Source organism: Paraburkholderia sp. DHOC27, assembly GCF_003429005.1.
In the GTDB taxonomy this organism is placed as follows: domain Bacteria; phylum Pseudomonadota; class Gammaproteobacteria; order Burkholderiales; family Burkholderiaceae; genus Paraburkholderia.
Window position 1 is genome coordinate 90,921 of record NZ_QVQV01000008.1, and the last position, 18,733, is coordinate 109,653.

General features: G+C 60.4%; 8 protein-coding genes. All 8 read left to right on the forward strand.

Annotated elements, in window-relative coordinates:
* The first annotated feature begins 3 nt into the window (after positions 1-3).
* Positions 4-2,535, forward strand: coding sequence for a cellulose biosynthesis cyclic di-GMP-binding regulatory protein BcsB (bcsB, locus tag D0B32_RS24515; protein ID WP_117336895.1), 2,532 nt, complete (start codon positions 4-6; stop codon positions 2,533-2,535).
* Between the two features lie 175 nt (positions 2,536-2,710).
* Positions 2,711-3,832 (forward strand): cellulose synthase complex periplasmic endoglucanase BcsZ, encoded by a 1,122-nt coding sequence (bcsZ, locus tag D0B32_RS24520; RefSeq protein ID WP_404935597.1) that lies wholly within the window; start codon positions 2,711-2,713, stop codon positions 3,830-3,832.
* Positions 3,823-8,583, forward strand: coding sequence for a cellulose synthase subunit BcsC-related outer membrane protein (locus D0B32_RS24525; protein ID WP_117336896.1), 4,761 nt, complete (start codon positions 3,823-3,825; stop codon positions 8,581-8,583). The genes bcsZ and D0B32_RS24525 overlap by 10 nt, the downstream gene beginning before the upstream one ends.
* A gap of 591 nt (positions 8,584-9,174) precedes the next feature.
* Positions 9,175-9,975 (forward strand): hypothetical protein, encoded by an 801-nt coding sequence (locus D0B32_RS24530; RefSeq protein ID WP_117336897.1) that lies wholly within the window; start codon positions 9,175-9,177, stop codon positions 9,973-9,975.
* Positions 9,976-10,034: 59 nt separating this feature from the next.
* Positions 10,035-13,604 carry a calcium-binding protein gene (locus tag D0B32_RS24535; protein ID WP_181969899.1) on the forward strand — a complete coding sequence of 1,190 codons (3,570 nt, stop codon included), beginning with the start codon at positions 10,035-10,037 and terminating at the stop codon, positions 13,602-13,604.
* A gap of 71 nt (positions 13,605-13,675) precedes the next feature.
* Entirely contained in the window at positions 13,676-15,802 is a 2,127-nt protein-coding gene (locus D0B32_RS24540; protein WP_310591207.1) for a type I secretion system permease/ATPase, read from the forward strand.
* Positions 15,803-15,804: 2 nt separating this feature from the next.
* Positions 15,805-17,229 (forward strand): HlyD family type I secretion periplasmic adaptor subunit, encoded by a 1,425-nt coding sequence (locus tag D0B32_RS24545; protein WP_117336900.1) that lies wholly within the window; start codon positions 15,805-15,807, stop codon positions 17,227-17,229.
* Complete coding sequence (locus D0B32_RS24550) at positions 17,219-18,715, forward strand: TolC family protein (RefSeq protein WP_259295124.1); 1,497 nt, start codon at positions 17,219-17,221, stop codon at positions 18,713-18,715. Before D0B32_RS24545 ends, D0B32_RS24550 begins: the two co-directional genes overlap by 11 nt.
* The last annotated feature ends 18 nt before the right edge of the window (positions 18,716-18,733 follow it).

The following is an 18,733-nucleotide window of genomic DNA, read 5'->3' on the forward strand; positions in this document are numbered from 1 at the left end:
CTTATGGGCAATGGCATCGGGCAGGACCACAACAAACACTCGCACAGCGAGAGCGGCATGACAGGGTGGACGGCGCGTTTGCGCGCAAGCCGGCTGACGCGCGCACTCGCCTGCTGGCTGGCACTACAGACGGGCGCCGTGAGCGCCTTCGCCGCGCCACTGGCGGCCGCATCCGACGCAACGATGGGCAACACGCCGCGCGCCGCCGCTGCGCCGCCGGGCACGCCCGCGGCCACCGGCGTGGGCAACGTGCCGGCACCCACCGCCGCCGTACCGATCGATCCGAACGCGATCACGCAGCCGGCACTCGCCACGCCGACGCCGGCGCTCGCCGCGTCGTCGGTGAAGGCGCTCGGCATCAAGACGCCCACCACCGCCGAACCCGGCACGCTGGTGCCAGGCGGCCGTCGTCAGACGCTGACCTTCGCCGACTTCGGCGCGCTCGATCCCTTGCAGTTGCGCGGCACCGAAGGCCAGAACGGTATCGCCTTCTCGGTGCGCAACGACGAAGTGGTGACCGGCGCGATCCTGCATCTGATCTACAGCTATTCGCCCGCGCTCTTGCCGGCTATTTCGCAACTGAAGATTCTGGTGAACGGCGAAGTCGCCGCCACCTTGCCCGTGCCGCACGAACAGGCCGGCATGCTGGTGGCGCGCGACATCTCGATCGATCCGCGCTTCATCACCGAATTCAATCACCTGAACGTGCAGTTGATCGGCCACTACACGACGCAATGCGAGGACCCGGCCAATTCGTCGCTATGGGCCACGGTGAGCAATGCCAGTTCGCTCGATCTGACCTACGCGTCGCTGACCAGCAAGCCGGATCTGGCTGCCCTGCCGCTGCCCTTCTTCGATCGCCGCGACGTGCGCCGTCTCGAGATGCCGTTCGTGCTGCCGTCCAAGCCGGGTTCGCAAACGCTGGAGGCGGCCGGTATCGTGGCGTCGTGGTTCGGCGCGCTGGCCGGTTATCGCGGCGCGGTGTTTCCGGCGCAGATCGACGAGGCGCCGCTCTCGGGTAATGCCGTGGTATTCGCGACTTCCGATCAGCGCCCATCCGGCGTGTCGATTCCCGCCATCTCGGGACCGACGCTCGCCGTGGTGGAACGCGAAGCGCCTGCGCGCGGCAAACTGCTGCTGGTGCTCGGGCGTGACGAAGCGGAACTGAAGATCGCCGCGAAGGCGCTCGGCATTGGCCAGAGCGCGCTCTCGGGACAAAGCGCGACCATCACGCAACTGAACGAGCTCGCGCCACGTCAACCGTACGACGCACCCAACTGGCTGCCGACCAACCGCCCTGTGCGCGTAGGTGAACTCGCCGACGCACGCGATCTGACCGTGAGCGGCTACGACGCCGACGCCGTGCGCGTGAACCTGCGCGTGCCGCCGGATCTGTTCATGTGGCACACCAAGGGCGCGCCGATCGACCTGCGCTACCGCTACACGGTGCGGCCAACGCCGGATCGCTCGTCGCTGAATATCAGCGTCAACGACGGCTTCGTGCAGTCGCTGCCCATTCCGGCGCAGCCTGCCTCGGTGTTCGATCTCGGCTACTACTTCAACAATATCCTGCCGGACAAGACCGCAGCGGCACGCCGCACGGTCAATATTCCGCCGCTCCTGATGACGCCGCGCGCGCAGTTGCGCCTGCACTTCTACTACGACATTCCGAACACCGGCGAATGTCACGGCCGCCTGCTGGAAAACGTGGTGGGCTCGATCGATCCAAATTCGACCATCGATCTGTCGTCGTTCCCGCATTACATGGCGCTGCCAGATCTGGCTGCATTCGCCAATAGCGGCTTCCCGTTCACACGCATGGCGGACCTCTCCGAGACCGCCGTGGTGATGCCTGACGACGCAGGTTCGAGCGACTACAGTCTGTACCTGCTGGAGATGGGCCGCGTGGGTGCATCGACCGGTTATCCCGCGACCGGCGTCACGGTGATCAACGCCGGCCAGGTCGATCAGTTCGCCAACAAGGACCTGCTGATCTTCGGCGCGCCAGGACGTCAACCGCTGTTGCAGCGCTGGGCCAAGTCGATGCCGTTCTCGAGCGACGGCGATGCACGTACCTTCGAACTGTCGGATATCGTCTTCAAACTGGAAGACTGGTGGCATGGCGAGCGTGGCGTCGAACGCGCGCCGGCACGCGCCGACCTGTCGCTCGTCAGTTCGAACGGCGCAGCGCTGTTGACCGGTTTCGAATCGCCGCTGCAAAAGGACCGCAGCGCAGTGGCGCTGGTCAGCGCGGCCGGCCAGTCCGATGCCGATCTGAGTTCCGCCCTGCTCGATGCCGACGTGCTGCCGCAGATTCAAGGCGCGATGGCCGTTATCCACGGTCGTGCCGTCACGATTACGTCGAACGGCGTGGCTTACTACGTGGGGCATCTGTCGCCCGAGGAATATCTGCGCTGGGCACTGTCCTCGCACCCGCTGCTGCTGTTGCTGGGTGGCCTGCTCGCTGCATTGATCATCGCGGCACTGTTCTACCGCACGCTGCGCTCGATCGCCGCGCGCCGCCTGAGGAATTGATATGCCGGTGAATTGCACAACGGCAAACGTCGTAACTGAGAAAGCAGGAACTGATGTGGCATCGAGGGTCGCGCGTGCGACGCGCGGCGCGGCTGCGGTTTCCACGACGGCGCGCACGCTGAATGCGCACGCTTCCGGAACATTTGGCGCGCTTGCTTCGCTGGCCTTCGGGATCGTGGCGGCCGCGGCGTCGCTGTGGTCGAATCCGGCCAGCGCGGCGAACGCGGCAACCTGCGAATGGCCGGGCTACCGCACCTTCGTCGAACGCTTCGTGCAGGCCGATGGCCGCGTGATCGACTACTCGACGCCGACCCAGCAGACCACCTCCGAGGGTCAGTCGTACGCGATGTTCTTCGCGCTGGTAGCGAACGACCGCGCCACTTTCGACCGCCTGCTCGGCTGGACCCGCACCAATCTCGCGGGCAACCAGTTCGACGCCGACAACATGCATCTGCCTGCGTGGCAATGGGGCCGCAAGCAGGACGGCTCGTACGGCGTGCTCGATCCGAATTCCGCTTCCGACTCCGACCTGTGGATCGCCTACGATCTTTTGCAGGCCGGACGACTGTGGCGCGACACCACGTACACGAAGCTCGGCGAAGCCCTCGCCGCGCAGATCGTCAGCAAGGAAATCACCAGCCTGTCGGGACTCGGCCCCATGCTGCTGCCTGGACCGCAAGGTTTTCAGATTGGCGACGTCACGCGCCTGAATCCGAGTTATCTACCCTTGCCGCTGCTGCGCGCGCTGGCGAGCGAGATGCCGAACGGGCCCTGGAGCAAGCTCGCGGAGAACGCCTATCAACTAGTGAAGACCACCTCGCCGCAGGGCTTCGCGCCCGACTGGGCGGCGTGGCGCGCGGGCCAGTTCGTGGTCGATCCGAAGAACGGCGACATTGGCAGCTATGACGCGATTCGCGTGTACCTGTGGGCCGGCATGACCTCGCCCGCCGATCCGCTCGCACGTCCCTGGCTCGCCACGCTGGGCGGCATGCGCAACGCGGTGGCGCAGACCGGCGTGCCGCCGGAGAAGGTGGCCGTCTCGACCGGTGCGGCGAGCGGCGAAGGACCGCTCAGCTACTGGGGCGCGCTGGCCCCCTACTTCAAGGCGCTGGGTGACGAGCGCGGCCTCGGCCTTGCGCGCACCCATCTGGCCGCGCTCGACAACCCTGTGCAGGGTCACGAGCCGGTGTACTACGACCGTGTGCTGGGCTTGTTCGGCACGGGATTCATCGACGGCCGCTATCGCTTCGACGAAGCGGGCCGCCTTGTGCCCAGTTGGAGAAACGCATGCGACTGAGCACCCTCACGCTCGCCCTGAGCCTCGTCAGCCTGTGTAGCGTGACGCTGCCGAGCGCCGCCTACGCGCAGGCGCAATCTTCCGGCGACCCGCTCAACGTCCTGATCGACCAGGGCAAGTACTGGCAGGCCCACCACCGTGGCGACCTTGCCGAACAGGCGTGGCAGAAGGTGCTGCGGATCGATCCGAAGCAACCGGATGCGCTGTTCGGCATGGGCATGGTGCTCGCCGACCGCAAGGACGGCAGCGGCGCGCAGCAATATCTGGCGCGGCTGCGGGCCGTGGCGCCGAACTATCCGACCATCGACGAACTGGGACGGCGCCTCGGCGAGAGCAGCGAGCGCGACCAGACTGTCAACGACGCGCGACGTCTGCAGCAAAGCGGCCAGGCCGCGAGCGCCGTGCAGGAGTATCAGCGCGCGCTGGAAGGCAAACCCGCCACGCCCGAACTGCAACTCGAGTACTACCAGGCACTGGCGGCGACGCCGCAAGGCTGGGACCAGGCGCGCCGTGGACTGCAACAGCTCGCCGAGCAGAACCCGGACGAGCCGCGCTATGCGCTCGCCTACGCACAACATCTGACCTATCGCGACGTGACGCGCCGCGAAGGGATTGCGCGTCTGCAAAAGCTCTCCGGCGACAGCACCGAAGGTGCGGCCGCGAAAAAGAGCTGGCGCCAGGCGCTGTTGTGGCTCGACGCCCGCGCCTCGGATGCCCCGCTCTATCAGGCCTATTTGCAGATCGCGCCGGACGATGCCGCCGTGAAGGCGCGCTACGACTCGATGGTGCAGCAGGATCAGGCCGCACGCGAGCAGGCGCAGCAGAATGCCGCCGTGGGTGCGCGTGGCCGCGTGATCGCCGATGGTTTTGCCGCGCTGGATCGTGGCGATATCGTCACGGCGCGCAGCAAGTTTTCGTCGGTATTGTCCAGCTCGCCTAACGATAGCGATGCGCTTGGCGGCATGGGGATTGCCGCGCTCAAGCAGGAGCACTTCTCCGAAGCGCGCGATTATCTCGAACGCGCGTCGCGCAGCGGCAACCCGACGCGCTGGAAAGACGCGTTGCAGAGCGCGACGTACTGGACCTACACCAGCGATGCAATCGGCGCGCGCAGCAACGGCGAATTTGCCAAAGCCAAGTCACTGTTCGAGCGCGCCATCGCGCTGAACCCGTCTGACGTCACCGCACAGGTTTTGCTCGGCGAAATGCTGCTGAACAACGGCGACCCAGTGGGTGCCGAGCAGGCTTACCGGATGGCCTTGCGCCGTCAGGCCGATAACCCCGATGCGATTCGCGGCCTCGTCGGCGCACTCGCGGCTCAGGGACGCGGCGACGAAGCACTGCAGTTCGCCAATCAGTTGAACAGCGAACAACAGGCCAAGGCCGGCGGCATCAACCGCCTGCGCGGCGAAGCGCAGGCCGCCCAGGCGCGTGCCGCCGAAGCACGCGGCGATCTGGGCGCGGCACGCAGCCTGTTCGAAGACGCGCTACTCAGCAATCCTGATGATCCGTGGATGCGCCTCGATCTCGCACGCATTTACGTGCGCGAAGGCGCGATTGCGAACGCCCGCAGCATGATGGACGGCTTGCTGGCGAGCCACCCCGACATGACCGACGCGCTCTATGCGAGCGCCCTGCTGTCAGCGGAAACCCAGGACTGGTCCGCTGGTCTCGCGCAGCTCGACCGCATCCCCCCCGCCCAGCGCACCGCGGACATGACCACCTTGCAGCACCGGCTGTGGGTGCATCAGCAGGCGAGCGCCGCGACGCAGTTGGCGAAGAGTGGCCAGACGCAGCAGGCTTATGCGATGTTGCGCGACGCCGAGCCGGTGGCGGCCGGCAATCCCGAACTGATTGGCGCGCTGGCGACCGCGTATCAGCAGATGGGAGATTCGAACCGCGCGTTGTGGCTCGTGCGCAGCGCGATGAGCGCCGCGCCGGGCGACACGGGCTTGCTGCTCGAATACGCCGGCATTCTGCTTGCGACTCATCAGGATAACGAACTAGGCATGGTGATGCGGCGGCTCTCGTCGACGCAGCTCACGCCGCAGCAGCGCACCGATTTCGGCAATCTGAATCTGGCCATCGTGATCCGCCAGGCCGATAGCGTGCGGCAACGCGGCGACCTCGCCGCCGCCTACGACGTGATTGCGCCGTGGCTCGCGGCGATGCCCGACAATCCCGATCTGCAGGCCGCGCTCGGCCGGTTGTATACATCCGCCGGCGACGATCGCAACGCGCTCGCCAGTTACCGCGTGGCGCTCGCGCGCCGCCCCGACGACCAGAGTCTGTTGCTCGCCGCGCTGCCCGCCGCAACCGGCGCGAAAGATTTCGATTACGCCGAACAGCTCGCCACCCAGGCGCTCAATGCCGCACCGGATGATCCCGACGTGCTGGCCGCCGTGGGCCGCATGTATCGCGCCGAGGGCAAGCTCTCGCTGGCGTCGACCTATCTGCAACGCTCGCTGATCGCGTCGAACACGCCGGTCAGCAGCGTGCCGCGCGCCGGTTCGGCGAGCAACGTGCCGCGTGGCTGGGAAGTGGCGATGCGCAGAATCGGCGCGACGCCGTTGCCGGGCACCAATCCGTTCGAAGGAAAAACCGCCGTCGATGTCCCCGCAGATGGCAGCGCCAGCGGCAGCTTCAACGCCGCCGCGCCGACGCAACCGTATGTTGCGCCTGCCACCTCTCCGTATTCGCAGTCCTCTTTTCCGACGCAGACCGTGCCGAACTATCCGCCGCCCTCATCACCCGCGCCCTACGTCGCGCCGTATAACGCGCCTTATGGCGCTCCCGGAGGCGCACCAGGGATGGCGCCCGGCGGCCGCTCCGGCGCGCCGAATTCCAGCATGGGGACGGCCGGCTACGGTCCCGACAATTACGGCACCAGCGATGCAGGGATGGGACAAGCCGCGCCGTTGCAGCCGTACCCCAACCAGGGACAGCCGGCGATGCAGCAGCCGGTGCCGTACAACGCGCCTTATAACGCACCGTATCAGCCGTATCCACCGCAAGGCGCCGCGCCCTATGGCGCGCCTGCCCCTTACGTAGCGACGCCGTGGCCGATGTCGCCGACAGCGCGCGAGGCCCAGGCCAATGCAACCCAGCAAGGCCAGCCGAACTATCCGAACACGGGGACCGCGAAGTCCAGCAAGAAACAGACGACTTCACGCAACCGCCCGACGACGCGCTACGCGAATGGCTCGACGCAGGGCTATGCGCAGGCGCCTTATGGACAACCCTACGCACAGCAGCAATACGGACAACAAGTCTACGCGCAGCAGCCGTATTACGGACAACAGCAGGGTTATCCGCAGCAGCAGGGCTATGCCCAACAGGGTTATCCGCAGCAACAGCCGTACGTGCCGCAACCGTATCCCCAGCAGCAGGGTTATCCGAATCAGGGCTATTACGCGCAACAGCAGCAATACATTCCGCAGCCGCCCACCGGCTACGCGCAGCCGTCCTACCCCCCGCAATCCGGCGGACAGAATTCCGCGGCCAATGCGGCCAATTCGCAGACGCTGGGTGTGGCGGAAGAACTGGCGCAGGTCAATCGCGAGCAGACCAGCACGGTGAGCGGCGGCATCGTGTTCCGCAATCGGGCCGGCGAGGACGGCTTGTCCGACCTGACGGATATCGAAGCGCCCATTCAGGGACGCATCCAGGCAGGCAACGGCCACGTCGTCGTGACGGCCACGCCGGTGACGCTCGATGCCAGCACCGCGAGCAACAGCGTGAATACGCTGGCGCGCTTCGGCTCGGGGCTGTCGTCGTCGCAATCGGCCAACAACGCGTTCTCGAACAAGAACACGTATGGCTCGCAGACGGCTAACGGCGTGGGGCTCTCGGTCGGCTATGAGAACAAGAGCATCAGCGGCGATGTGGGCGTGACGCCGCTTGGCTTTCCGGAGAAGAACATCGTAGGCGGCGCGCAGTACAACGGTGCCGTGACCGATCAGGTGACGTACTCGCTCGCGGTGGCGCGCCGCGCAGTGACGGACAGTTTGCTCTCCTATGCAGGCGCGCGCGATCAGGGCGCGAATCTGCAATGGGGTGGCGTGACGTCGAATGGCGGCCTCGCCAGCATTTCATGGGATGACGGCACGAACGGCGTGTATGCGAATGCGTCGTACCAGTACTACATGGGCGACCACGTGCAGAACAACGACGCCGTGAAGGGCGGCGGCGGCCTCTACACCCGTCTCGTGAAGAACACTGACCAGACGCTGACGATTGGCGTCAACACCACACTGATGGGCTACAACAAAAACCTGTCGTACTTCACGTATGGCCAGGGTGGCTACTTCAGTCCGCAGCAGTATGTGATCCTGAATCTGCCGGTGGAATTCACCGGGAGGAATGGTGGTTTCGTGTATGACCTGAAGGGGTCGATCGGCGTGCAGCATTATCGTCAGGACGCATCCGATTATTTCCCGCTGGATCCGGGCATGCAGAGCAATGCGGCCAGCAATGCGACGACCGCGATCGCGAAGGGTCAGTCAGTGGATAGCGGCGCGGTGTATCCCGGCCAGAGCAAGACGGGCGTGAGCTACTCGTTCAGCGCCGTGGGCGAGTATCAACTCGCGCCGCAATTGACCGTGGGCGCGATGGCGTCGCTGGGTAACGCGTATCAGTATCGCGAGTGGCTCGCGGCAGTTTATGTGCGGTATAGCTTCACCAAGCAAGGTGGGTTGCAGCCGTTCCCGCCGACGCCGTTGGCGTCGCCTTATGTTTCGATGTCGGATTGAGGGGGTGGGTTGCCCGCGCCGGGAATCGTGGGGGGGTGATTTCTGGCGGGGGGTGGCAAGGGTGCTGCCAGCAATTCTCAGCGCACTTCCAATGCAAGCCCCCGTTCGTCTTGCTGTAGTTGTATCTGGCAACTTCACACGTCAAGCCCCGCCTTCAATCCCATCGTTCGGTTCCGGACCGAAATCGATCGAGAATCGTGGGCGAGTTTTAGCATAAGCAGAAAATCTTCCGCCTTCTAACCCGCCACTAGAATGCGGCTACAACTCGATCGCGCCCTGCTGCGTCGCAGCCTGCTGAACTATTTTAGCGATCAGGTTACCTCCTAGCAGTTATCAGTCTGCTAGATCGTTATGCGCGTGCGACTTCGCATTGGCTATCCGACCGACGCGTTCCACTACTACATTCACCCGCCTACCCGGCCGCCCTTTTATCGCTGAATGCGGCTGACCATTCTCAGCATGAATGCAGAAGTTTCCGATAAAGCAGCGTTCAACATTCTCTGAAAATCGTCGCCAGAGGTAAAAATTCCCAAACGACACCCGACTTGAGTGTCGTTGACGCTTGATTTTAATCGAAACGGAACGCGATAAATGAACCATAAACGAGTGTGCGCCGGAATAGCGGCACTGGCAATTGTTGTCATCACGTCATTCTATTTAGGATATGGTTTTTCGATCAAGCAAGCTAACAAAAAAATAAACGCAAGCGAAAACAACAACATTCATGACGAAACTCAAAAACGCAACTCAGTTTCAAGCGATCTCTCCATCACAATAAATCCTTATGCGGCGTCATCTCCCATACACCACGAATTTGATGAATTTCGCAAATGGGTTTTGGACAACAAAAAACTGGCCACCCTTAGCGATTCGACAAGCCCTGGACATCTGTTGCGACTCTCGGGGCAACTAGAGGCACAAGGGATAGCACGATTGCCGACTGAATTGCTAGAGCAACGCTTTTCATCGGTTAACAAGATATTGGCCTCCCTCGACACCCATACATGCAGCATGCTCGTGAAAGGATCCTTCGACCTCCCAGAATTCATGTCTCAAGCCACTCCGGTCATGGAGTTGTTTAGCGATGCCGAGGCGAAGGCATGGATTGCCGTGAACAAAGCTGCGATCGAAGCACAACTGGAAGGATCTCCAATCATCGTTTTGCCGATCGAAGACGCTACACGGAGCGTACTCAAAATAGCCAAATCCATGTACGAACCCGACTCTAAGGTGTTCATTTCCGAATTGACCAAGCTCAAAACAGCAAACGACGAAGATGCGTGCGCCATGGCCAGAACTCTCTACTCCAGAGGAAACTCCTTGCCAGAGCCTTATCGTGGATATATGGCAAGAATGCTACTTACTGGAAAAGAAGGGAATGAGAAAATTTAAATTTTAAAAAAAACACGACTTCCCTAATGCTAACCCCCAACTCAAGACGAGTAGCCAAAATGCAGACGTATTCATTTTCTGATTATCTCGGCCCATTGTTTGATACGGGTGCGTCGATGGCTGGCGCAATGGAAACCGCGGCTGGAGGTGACGTTGCAGGGACAGCCGTTGCCATCGGGCTAACGATTGTCGGTGCCCAACCCGCCCTCACTGGCAACGGTTTAGTTGGAGCGATTGGTTCGATCGTTGGCGCCGGCGACTCGATTACGACCGCAGTCGGCGGTCTGCAAGACGAGATAGATGCCGTGTCCAGTTCGCTCACCAACTATCAGGACGCGCTGGCGTCCGGCGACCAAGGTTCAATAAGCGCTGGAGGCCTCGCAGTGGTGGAGGCGGTCGCAAATGCGGTTAACACTCTCGGGTCTGTGATCTCGGGGGTTGCCGGCGCGATGGCATCGGCTGATATGGTGGGATCGGCCGCGATGGCGCCCGTCGCCAGTCTTGGCCTCGCGATTTCGGCTGTGGCTGGCTTACTCGCGATGACCGCAAGTAACTTGGTCACCGACGCCGTTAAGTCAGCCGCAAACGATATCAGCAATTTGCTCAATGACATTAGCTCTCAGTCAGGTACCGGTTCGTCAACTTCCGGGTCGTGGGGTTCTGGCAAGACAGGAGAGTCTAGCTCTACCAGCAAGGGGCCCGAATCCGGCGCAGGTGGCGGCGCGATGGGCAAATACCCGGACGACGGCCTCGACTTCACCAGTCCTCTCGTTCTTGACCTGACCGGTTCTGGACTCAACCTGACACCGTTGAACACGAGTTCCCCTTATTTTGACTTGGCCAACGACGGCTTTGCCCGTCAAACGGGCTGGATAGGCGCCGGCATGGGATTGCTGTGCTTCGATCCAAACGATCAAGAAATCACGAACATTACCCAACTGTTCGGCAACGAAAAGACCGACGGCTTTGACATTCTGAGTAAGCTCGACACCAATCACGATATGGTGATTGATGCATCGGATCCAGAATTTGCAAGTCTGCGCGTATGGGTGGACGCCAACGGTAACGGCACCACGAACTCAGGTGAACTTTACACACTCAGCCAACTCGGCATCGTCTCTATCAACCTGAATGCGGCCGCTGTGAGCGAGACCGTCGCGGGCAATAAAATAAGCTCGATCAGCACTTATACGATGTCAGACGGCACCACCCGCGAAATCGCCGACGCATGGTTTGCCAACAGCACCATGAACACCAAACCTCTGACGCCGGTCGCGATAAGCGAAACTGCAGCGAACCTGCCTCAGATTGCGGGTGCTGGAACGTTACGTGATCTGCGCTCAGCCATGACGCTCGATCACAGTTTGCAAAGCCTGGTCCAAAACTTTGTTACTCAGACGGCCGGGACCAGTCCCGCTGCTATTGAATCGGCTGGTCAAGCGATCCTGTTCCAATGGGCAGGCATCACGTCGGTAGATCCCAACTCGCGCGGTGGCGCAATTGATGCACGACAGCTCAGCTTTGTCGAGCAGTACCTGGGGCGGCCGTTCTACTCGACCGGTGACGGCGTGAACCCAGGAATCAGGGCATCAGCTTACCTGCAGCAATGTTGGAACGATCTATACGACGCAACGCTTGCGCGCCTGATTCTGCAATCACCATTAGCGGCTAGCGTAGCTCCGGAATTTTATTACGACTCATCCACCGACACGGTCCGGGCGTCTGCAACGTTCGCTCCCGCTCTCGCTGCTGCATTCGAGCGTCTTGGCACGATATCCTCGACAAACCTTGCTTCATGGGACCTGCTGTTGCGCGTGGCAGACGCCGCGCGATTTGACATGGGCATGTCGGACTCTGTATTTGAAAAATATGTTGCCGCTGCCACGAACGACACCATTGCGTCGGTTGCAAACGCCATCACGTCTGGGTTGCAGATCAGCATTGATGCATCAGGCCGGATGCAGGAAACCGGCAGTACGATTTATCACGATTACTATGCCGCTCCTGGCGTGAGCGTGCTGATCGGGCAACGCGCCGGCAACGACCCGTCGGTCCAGTTGCCGGGCCACGACGTCTTCCACTACTCCGCTGGGGACGGTGTCGTTGAGATCCGTGAAAGCGATCCGAACTCTAGCGTGCCCGCCAATACGCTGAGCTTTGGCCTTAGAATCGACCCGTCTTCTATCAAAGCCAAAGTCCTCAGCAATGGCGACATAGTGCTAACCGACGGCGTCGCGGGTGACCAGATCACGGTGGTTGGCGGTTTGCGAGACGATGGCCGAGGTCTCCAGATTGTGCGATTCAATGACGGCACTACTTGGGGGCGGTTTCAACTAATCGAACTTGCAGCAGTCTGCGGAACAACGGTTAACGATACGTTGTATGGAACTGCTGCGGCAGAGGTATTTGACGGTAAGGGTGGTAACGACTATGTCCAGGGTGGCGGCGGTGGCGATACATTCATGTTTAATGCCGGCTATGGAAAACTGGAAATCTCTGAGTCAGACAGTAGCAAGACGCCGTACAACGTGCTCGCATTCGGTCCAGGCATCAGCGCATCGTCAGTCTCAGTGCGTACAAACGCAAACGGAGGCATCGTACTAACCGATGGCATCGCTGGCGATCAAATCACCCTTGACTCAGCCATGCTCTTTTACAACATGGGCGTGCAAGCCGTACGGTTTGCAGATAACACGGTCTGGACACAGCAGCAGCTACTCCGTATGGCAACCACCGGCACAGCAGCAGACGACAAGATCTACGGTACCAGCAACGCTGAAGTGTTCGATGGCAAAGGTGGCAACGACTACGTCCAGGGCGGTGGCGGTGGCGATACGTTCATTTTCAATGCAGGCTACGGGAAACTGGAGATTGCAGAAACCGACTCGAGTAAAACGCCGCACAACGTGCTCCAACTGGGTACAGGACTTAGCGCGTCATCTATTGCCGTAAGAGTTACGGAAAATTTCAATATCGTTCTGACCGATGGCGTAGCGGGTGACCAGATCACGTTGGATTGGGAGGCAAGCAGTCTTGCAAGCGGTGTCCAGGAAGTGCAGTTCGCCGACGGAACCACGTGGGACAGGCAGCAAATGTTGCAAATGGCCGCGACCGGCACGACAGGCAATGACAAGCTTTACGCAGCATCCATCGGGGTCGTATTCGACGGCAAGGGCGGCAACGACTATATCCAGAGTCAGGGCGGCGGTGATACGTTCATCTTCAACGCTGGATACGGCAAGCTCGAAATCCTCGAATTCGACTCGAGTAAATCGCCTCTCAACGTGCTGAAGTTGGGCGCTGGAATTGACGCGTCTTCTCTCACTGTACGCACTTCGGGAAATAACCTGATTCTTACGGATGGCATCGCGGGAGATCAGATCACCCTCGATTCATTCAAGACCGCCAATTCGTATGGCGTTCAAGAAGTGCAGTTTGCAGACGGCACGAACTTCAACCGGGACCAATTATTGGACATGGCGAATCGCCCGGTGATGTTTGCCGAACGGCAGATCAATAACCTGATCGCAGGTATGGCTTCGTACGGCGTAGAGCCTGCGGCCAGTTCGCAAACGCTCGTTGTAGCTCAACCGCAGCCACAGGTCACGCTCTCAGCCAACCTGTACTGACGCACACCCGTCCTCGGTCGCCCACGCATCCGCGAGTTTCCTCGTCGCGGATGCCAAACCATCGCTATACCTTGAACGCTCCCGAACACAACCAGCCGGTGCATGATCCGGGGCTCGCATGCCTGGTCGTCATCGCCCGCTTTCATGGCATTGCCGCTGACGCCGCGCAGATAAGGCATACGGCCGCTCGCAGCAATGAGACTTTCGACAGCGATGCGCTAGTACTAAGTGCCCGTTCGATCGGCCTGAAGGCAACGCAAGCACCTCTGCGAATCGACCGTCTCGACCGAACACCGTTGCCCGCGCTCGCTTTTGACAAGCAAGGCAAGCATTTCATCATTGCGCGCAGCGACGGCAAGACGGCCTTCATTCTCGAAGCCGACGCTACCGCGCCTGCTGTGGTAACACTCGACGCACTCGCGATCCGTGTTACCGGTCGAATGTTGCTTTTCACGTCGCGGGCATCCCTCGCCGGCGAACTCGCACGATTCGATTTCTCGTGGTTCATTCCAGCGATTATCAAATACCGCGTGCTCTTGCTGGAAGTGCTGGGGGTCTCGCTGGTTCTGCAACTGTTCGCTCTTGTTTCGCCTTTGATGTTTCAGGTTGTGATGGACAAGGTCCTTGTCAACCGCGCTTATAACACACTTATAGTTGTGGGCATCGCATTGCTCGTGAGCTCCCTTTTTGAAGTGTTATTGACGGGTCTGCGCAACTTCACTTTCTCTCACACCACGAACCGGATTGATGTGGAACTCGGCGCACGTCTATTCCGTCATCTGCTAATGCTGCCGCTCCGTTATTTCGCAGTCCGGCGCGTAGGCGATACCGTGGCACGCGTGCGAGAGCTGGAAAACATCCGCAACTTCTTGACGGGCCAGGCACTGACAGCAGTCATCGACCTCATGTTTTCGTTGGTGTTCATCGGCGTGATGTGCCTCTACAGCGTATGGCTCACCCTCATCGTCGTAGCATCGTTGCCACTCTACGTCGTCATTTCGGCTACGCTTGTCCCGGCATTGCGTCTACGCCTGAACGAGAAATTCGCGCGCGGCGCGGACAACCAGTCGTTTCTGGTCGAAACCGTTTCCAGTATCGAAACGGTCAAGGCAATGGCCGTCGAGCCACAATTCATCAAGCGTTGGGAAACGCAGCTTGCTGCTTATGTCGCATCCGGCTTTCGGGTGACCATGATCGGCAACGTGGGCCAGCAGCTTATCCAGTTGGTCGGGAAGCTGGTCACACTTGCAACGCTGTTGTTGGGCGCGAAACTGGTGATTGACAGCCGGCTGACGGTCGGTCAACTGATTGCGTTCAACATGATGTCCCAGCACGTCGCCTCACCAATTCTGCGTCTTGCTCAGCTATGGCAAGACTTTCAGCAAATCGGCATCTCGATGGTCCGCCTCGGCGACATCCTCAACGCACGCAATGAACTCCCGCAAAGTCGCCAGGCGCAGCCCACAATCACCGGCAACATCCGCTTTGAGAACGTCCTCTTTCGTTACCGGCCGGACGGACCGCCGATTCTCAGCGACGTCTCTCTCGACATACGTGCTGGTGACGTAATCGGCATCGTCGGACGCTCGGGCTCAGGCAAAAGCACGCTTACAAAGCTGTTGCAGCGACTCTACCTGCCTGAACACGGTACCGTGAGAATCGATGGCATTGACCTCGCATTAACCGACCCCGCCTGGTTGCGCCGACAGGTGGGCGTCGTGCTGCAGGAGAACACGCTTTTCAATCGCTCCGTTCGCGAGAACATTGCCCTCACCGATCCGGGCGCGCCACTCGATGCAGTCATAACCGCCGCCAGGCTCGCAGGCGCACATGAGTTCATCTGCGAATTGCCCCAGGCTTATGACACAACTGTCGAAGAGCACGGCGGCAATCTGTCCGGCGGCCAACGCCAACGACTTGCTATTGCTCGCGCACTGCTCACCAATCCACGCATCTTGATCTTCGACGAAGCGACCAGCGCACTCGACTTCGAAACCGAGCGCGTCATTCAAAACAACATGCGCGCGATCTGCGCGGGACGAACGGTCATCATCATCGCTCACCGCTTGAGCGCCGTGCGGCACGCAAACCAGATCATTGCGATGGACAAGGGGCGGATCGTCGAACGCGGTACGCACGACGCGTTGCTTGCGCACGGCGGCTACTACGCACACCTCATTTCCCTGCAGAATGGCTAATCATGCGGCTTGAACTTCAGGCTTTCCGCGACCTGATGCTTCGGTACATCGCGGTATGGCGAACCGGATGGTCAATTCGCGATCAGTTCGATACCCCCGACAAGCTCACGTACGAGCTCGCTTTTCAGCCCGCTCAGCTTGAACTGGTCGAAACGCCGATTCACCCTGCGCCGCGCTGGGTCATGCGTATCCTGGTCATACTTTCCGTGCTGATTCTGCTCATCTGCAGCGTTGGTCAACTCGATATCGTCGTGACCGCAAAGGGCAAGCTGGTTCCGAACGACCTCGTCAAGATCATCCAGCCGGCGATTACAGGCGTGGTCCGTCAGATCCAGGTCCATGACGGCCAGCGTGTTGTCGCGGGACAAACGTTGCTGATCCTGGACGCGACACAGGCAGCCGCTGACGCGGACAAAGCCCGTTCGACGCGCATCGACGCGGCGCTCGCATCCGCACGGGCCACAGCACTGCTAGAAGCCGTGAAACTCGGACACGTCCCGATTCTGTCTGCGTCAGACGGCGCGACGCCAGAGCAACAAGCTCAGGCTCAGCATTTTGCCGAAGGGTTGTACCGGGAATACGCGGATAAGCTTGCGGCGTCGGAGGCCGAACTTCTCAAACGGAAAGCCGAACTCTCAACTATCCGCGAGGAAGTGGTCAAATTGCGTGCAACCTTGCCGCTGGCGCGTGGCACAGCCGACGATTACCGAGCGTTAGCGCACGACCAATACGTCGCGCAGCATGACTATCTTGGCAAGGAGCAGACCGCACTCGAGCAGGAGCATGATCTCCTCGCACAGCAAAGTCACGCTCGTGAACTTGCTGCTTCGATTGAAGTACAGCGCGCCACGATCCAGGCGATGACCTCGCAATTCTCCCGAGAGCAACTCGACGCGCTCGACAAGGCAAAGCAGCAGTTCGAACAATACACAGCCGAAGAAACAAAGGCGCAAACACGTCAGACGTTGATGACGCTTTACGCGCCGGTTTCGGGAACGGTCGAGAAGTTGGCCACCCATACACTTGGCGGGGTCGTCACAACAGCACAGTCGATCATGGAGATCGTTCCGGAAGAAGCAGTAGAGGTTGAAGCTAACGTTGAGAACAAGGACGTGGGGTTCGTCACGGTTGGGCAGGACGCCATCGTCAAGATCGAAGCGTTTCCCTATACGCGGTACGGCTATCTAACTGGCAAAGTAGTATCCGTTTCGAACGACGCCGCACAGAACAGAGATCAGAAACTCGGCCTGACTTATACGGCACGCATCCGCTTGCCGACCAATCACATACAGATCAACAACAAGTCGATCGATCTAACCCCGGGCATGCAGGTGACGGCCGAAATAAAGACCGGGCGTCGCAGCGTCGCAGGCTATTTTCTCGACCCACTGATACGGACGACCGGAGAGAGCCTCCATGAACGTTAAATGGGTCAATCGACGAAAATCCAGTCACACCCGTCGGGTGTGCATGCTGATCGCAGCGTTAGCCATCACCACACTGAGCGCAACCTTCGATCGGGTTGATGCAATGGATGTGTGGCGCACCGAGGACGCCGTTTCTGCGACACCCGCAGATATGTTTGCCGATCTCGACGCTGCACATCCATGCCAGTTCGGTCCACCGAGCGTGCCACTTCGACTAGCCGAAGCTGTGAACCGAGCCTTATGCGGAAGCCCTAAAACAAGAGAAGCTTGGGCGAATGTGAAGGTGCAGTCAGCGGCTGTCGGAGCGGCGAATTCGGCGTACCTACCGACTGTCACCGCTAACCTGCAGGACGTCCGCGACAACACCGCGACAGACGTAAGGGGTTATCCGAGTTTGAGTTCGGCGAACCGCTCAACCGTTTATTCCGGCTCCGTCGCCGCCAACTGGGTGCTGTACGACTTCGGCGGCAGGAAGGCCGCGCAGACCAACGCACGGGCCCTACTCGCCGCGGCACTAGCAAACCAGAATGCAACTCTACAGACAATGTTTTCTAACGTGGCCACGGATTACTACGCGGCACAAGCGGCAGCAGGGAAACTGCGATCTGCGGGGGAGACGGAACGTATCGCACGTGACAGTTTTATCGCAGCATCGGCACGCGTGACTCATGGTGTTGCAGCAATATCCGACCGGTTGCAGGCCGAGACGTCCTACGCGCAGGCAACGTTTAACCGCGTAAAAGCCGAAGGCGACTTGTCTTCCACCCGCGGTGTCCTTGCCGCAGACATGAACCTGCGTCCGGACCAGCCGCTTACGATACCGGAGATCGACGACGGCGTGATGCCAGACGAAGAATTCATTGCATCGATTGGCAAGATGATCGACGAAGCACAAAGCACACATCCGGCGATCGCTGCGGCGAGAGCAAAGCTCGATGCAGCCGTCGCAAATGAGCAGCAGACCCGCGCCGAGGGTTTACCGACTCTGAGTCTGGTCGCAAAAGTCAGCCAAAACAACCAACCTGCCAGTCTCGGACTAGGCGAGCCTCAATTCGCTGCGAACGGGCGAGATTGGTATGTTGGTGTGCAGGTGCAGATTCCATTGTTCGACGGTTTCAGCCGAACTTACAAGGTACGCGGGGCACATGCCCAAGTAGAACTTCAGAGAGATACGCTTGACGAAGCACGCCAGCAAGTCGCACTCGATGTCTGGAGGAGTTACCAGAGCTTGCAGACGAACACGAAAAACGCAAGAACCACGGCTGCGTTAAAAAACATTGCTCAACGTTCGTTTGATGTTGCGAAGCATCGATATGCGGCTGGGGTAGGAAGCATTCTGGAATTGCTAAGCGCACAAAAAGCGCTTTCGGAGGCTCAACAACAAGGAGTCCAGGCGCTCGCCGACTGGCACGCAGCGCGCATCCAGCTGGCGGCAAAGATGGGGCAATTGAGTCTTGACGACCTGCGCAGCGAGCAGACGCGGTAGCCATGCAATGGTCCGCAT

Bases quoted from the DNA above. Each gene is read 5' to 3' on its own strand.
- D0B32_RS24530 (WP_117336897.1), top strand. From the start codon at position 9,175: ATGAACCATAAACGAGTGTGCGCCGGAATAGCGGCACTGGCAATTGTT.
- D0B32_RS24525 (WP_117336896.1), top strand. From the start codon at position 3,823: ATGCGACTGAGCACCCTCACGCTCGCCCTGAGCCTCGTCAGCCTGTGT.
- D0B32_RS24545 (WP_117336900.1), top strand. From the start codon at position 15,805: ATGCGGCTTGAACTTCAGGCTTTCCGCGACCTGATGCTTCGGTACATC.
- D0B32_RS24550 (WP_259295124.1), top strand. From the start codon at position 17,219: ATGAACGTTAAATGGGTCAATCGACGAAAATCCAGTCACACCCGTCGG.
- bcsB (WP_117336895.1), top strand. From the start codon at position 4: ATGGGCAATGGCATCGGGCAGGACCACAACAAACACTCGCACAGCGAG.
- D0B32_RS24535 (WP_181969899.1), top strand. From the start codon at position 10,035: ATGCAGACGTATTCATTTTCTGATTATCTCGGCCCATTGTTTGATACG.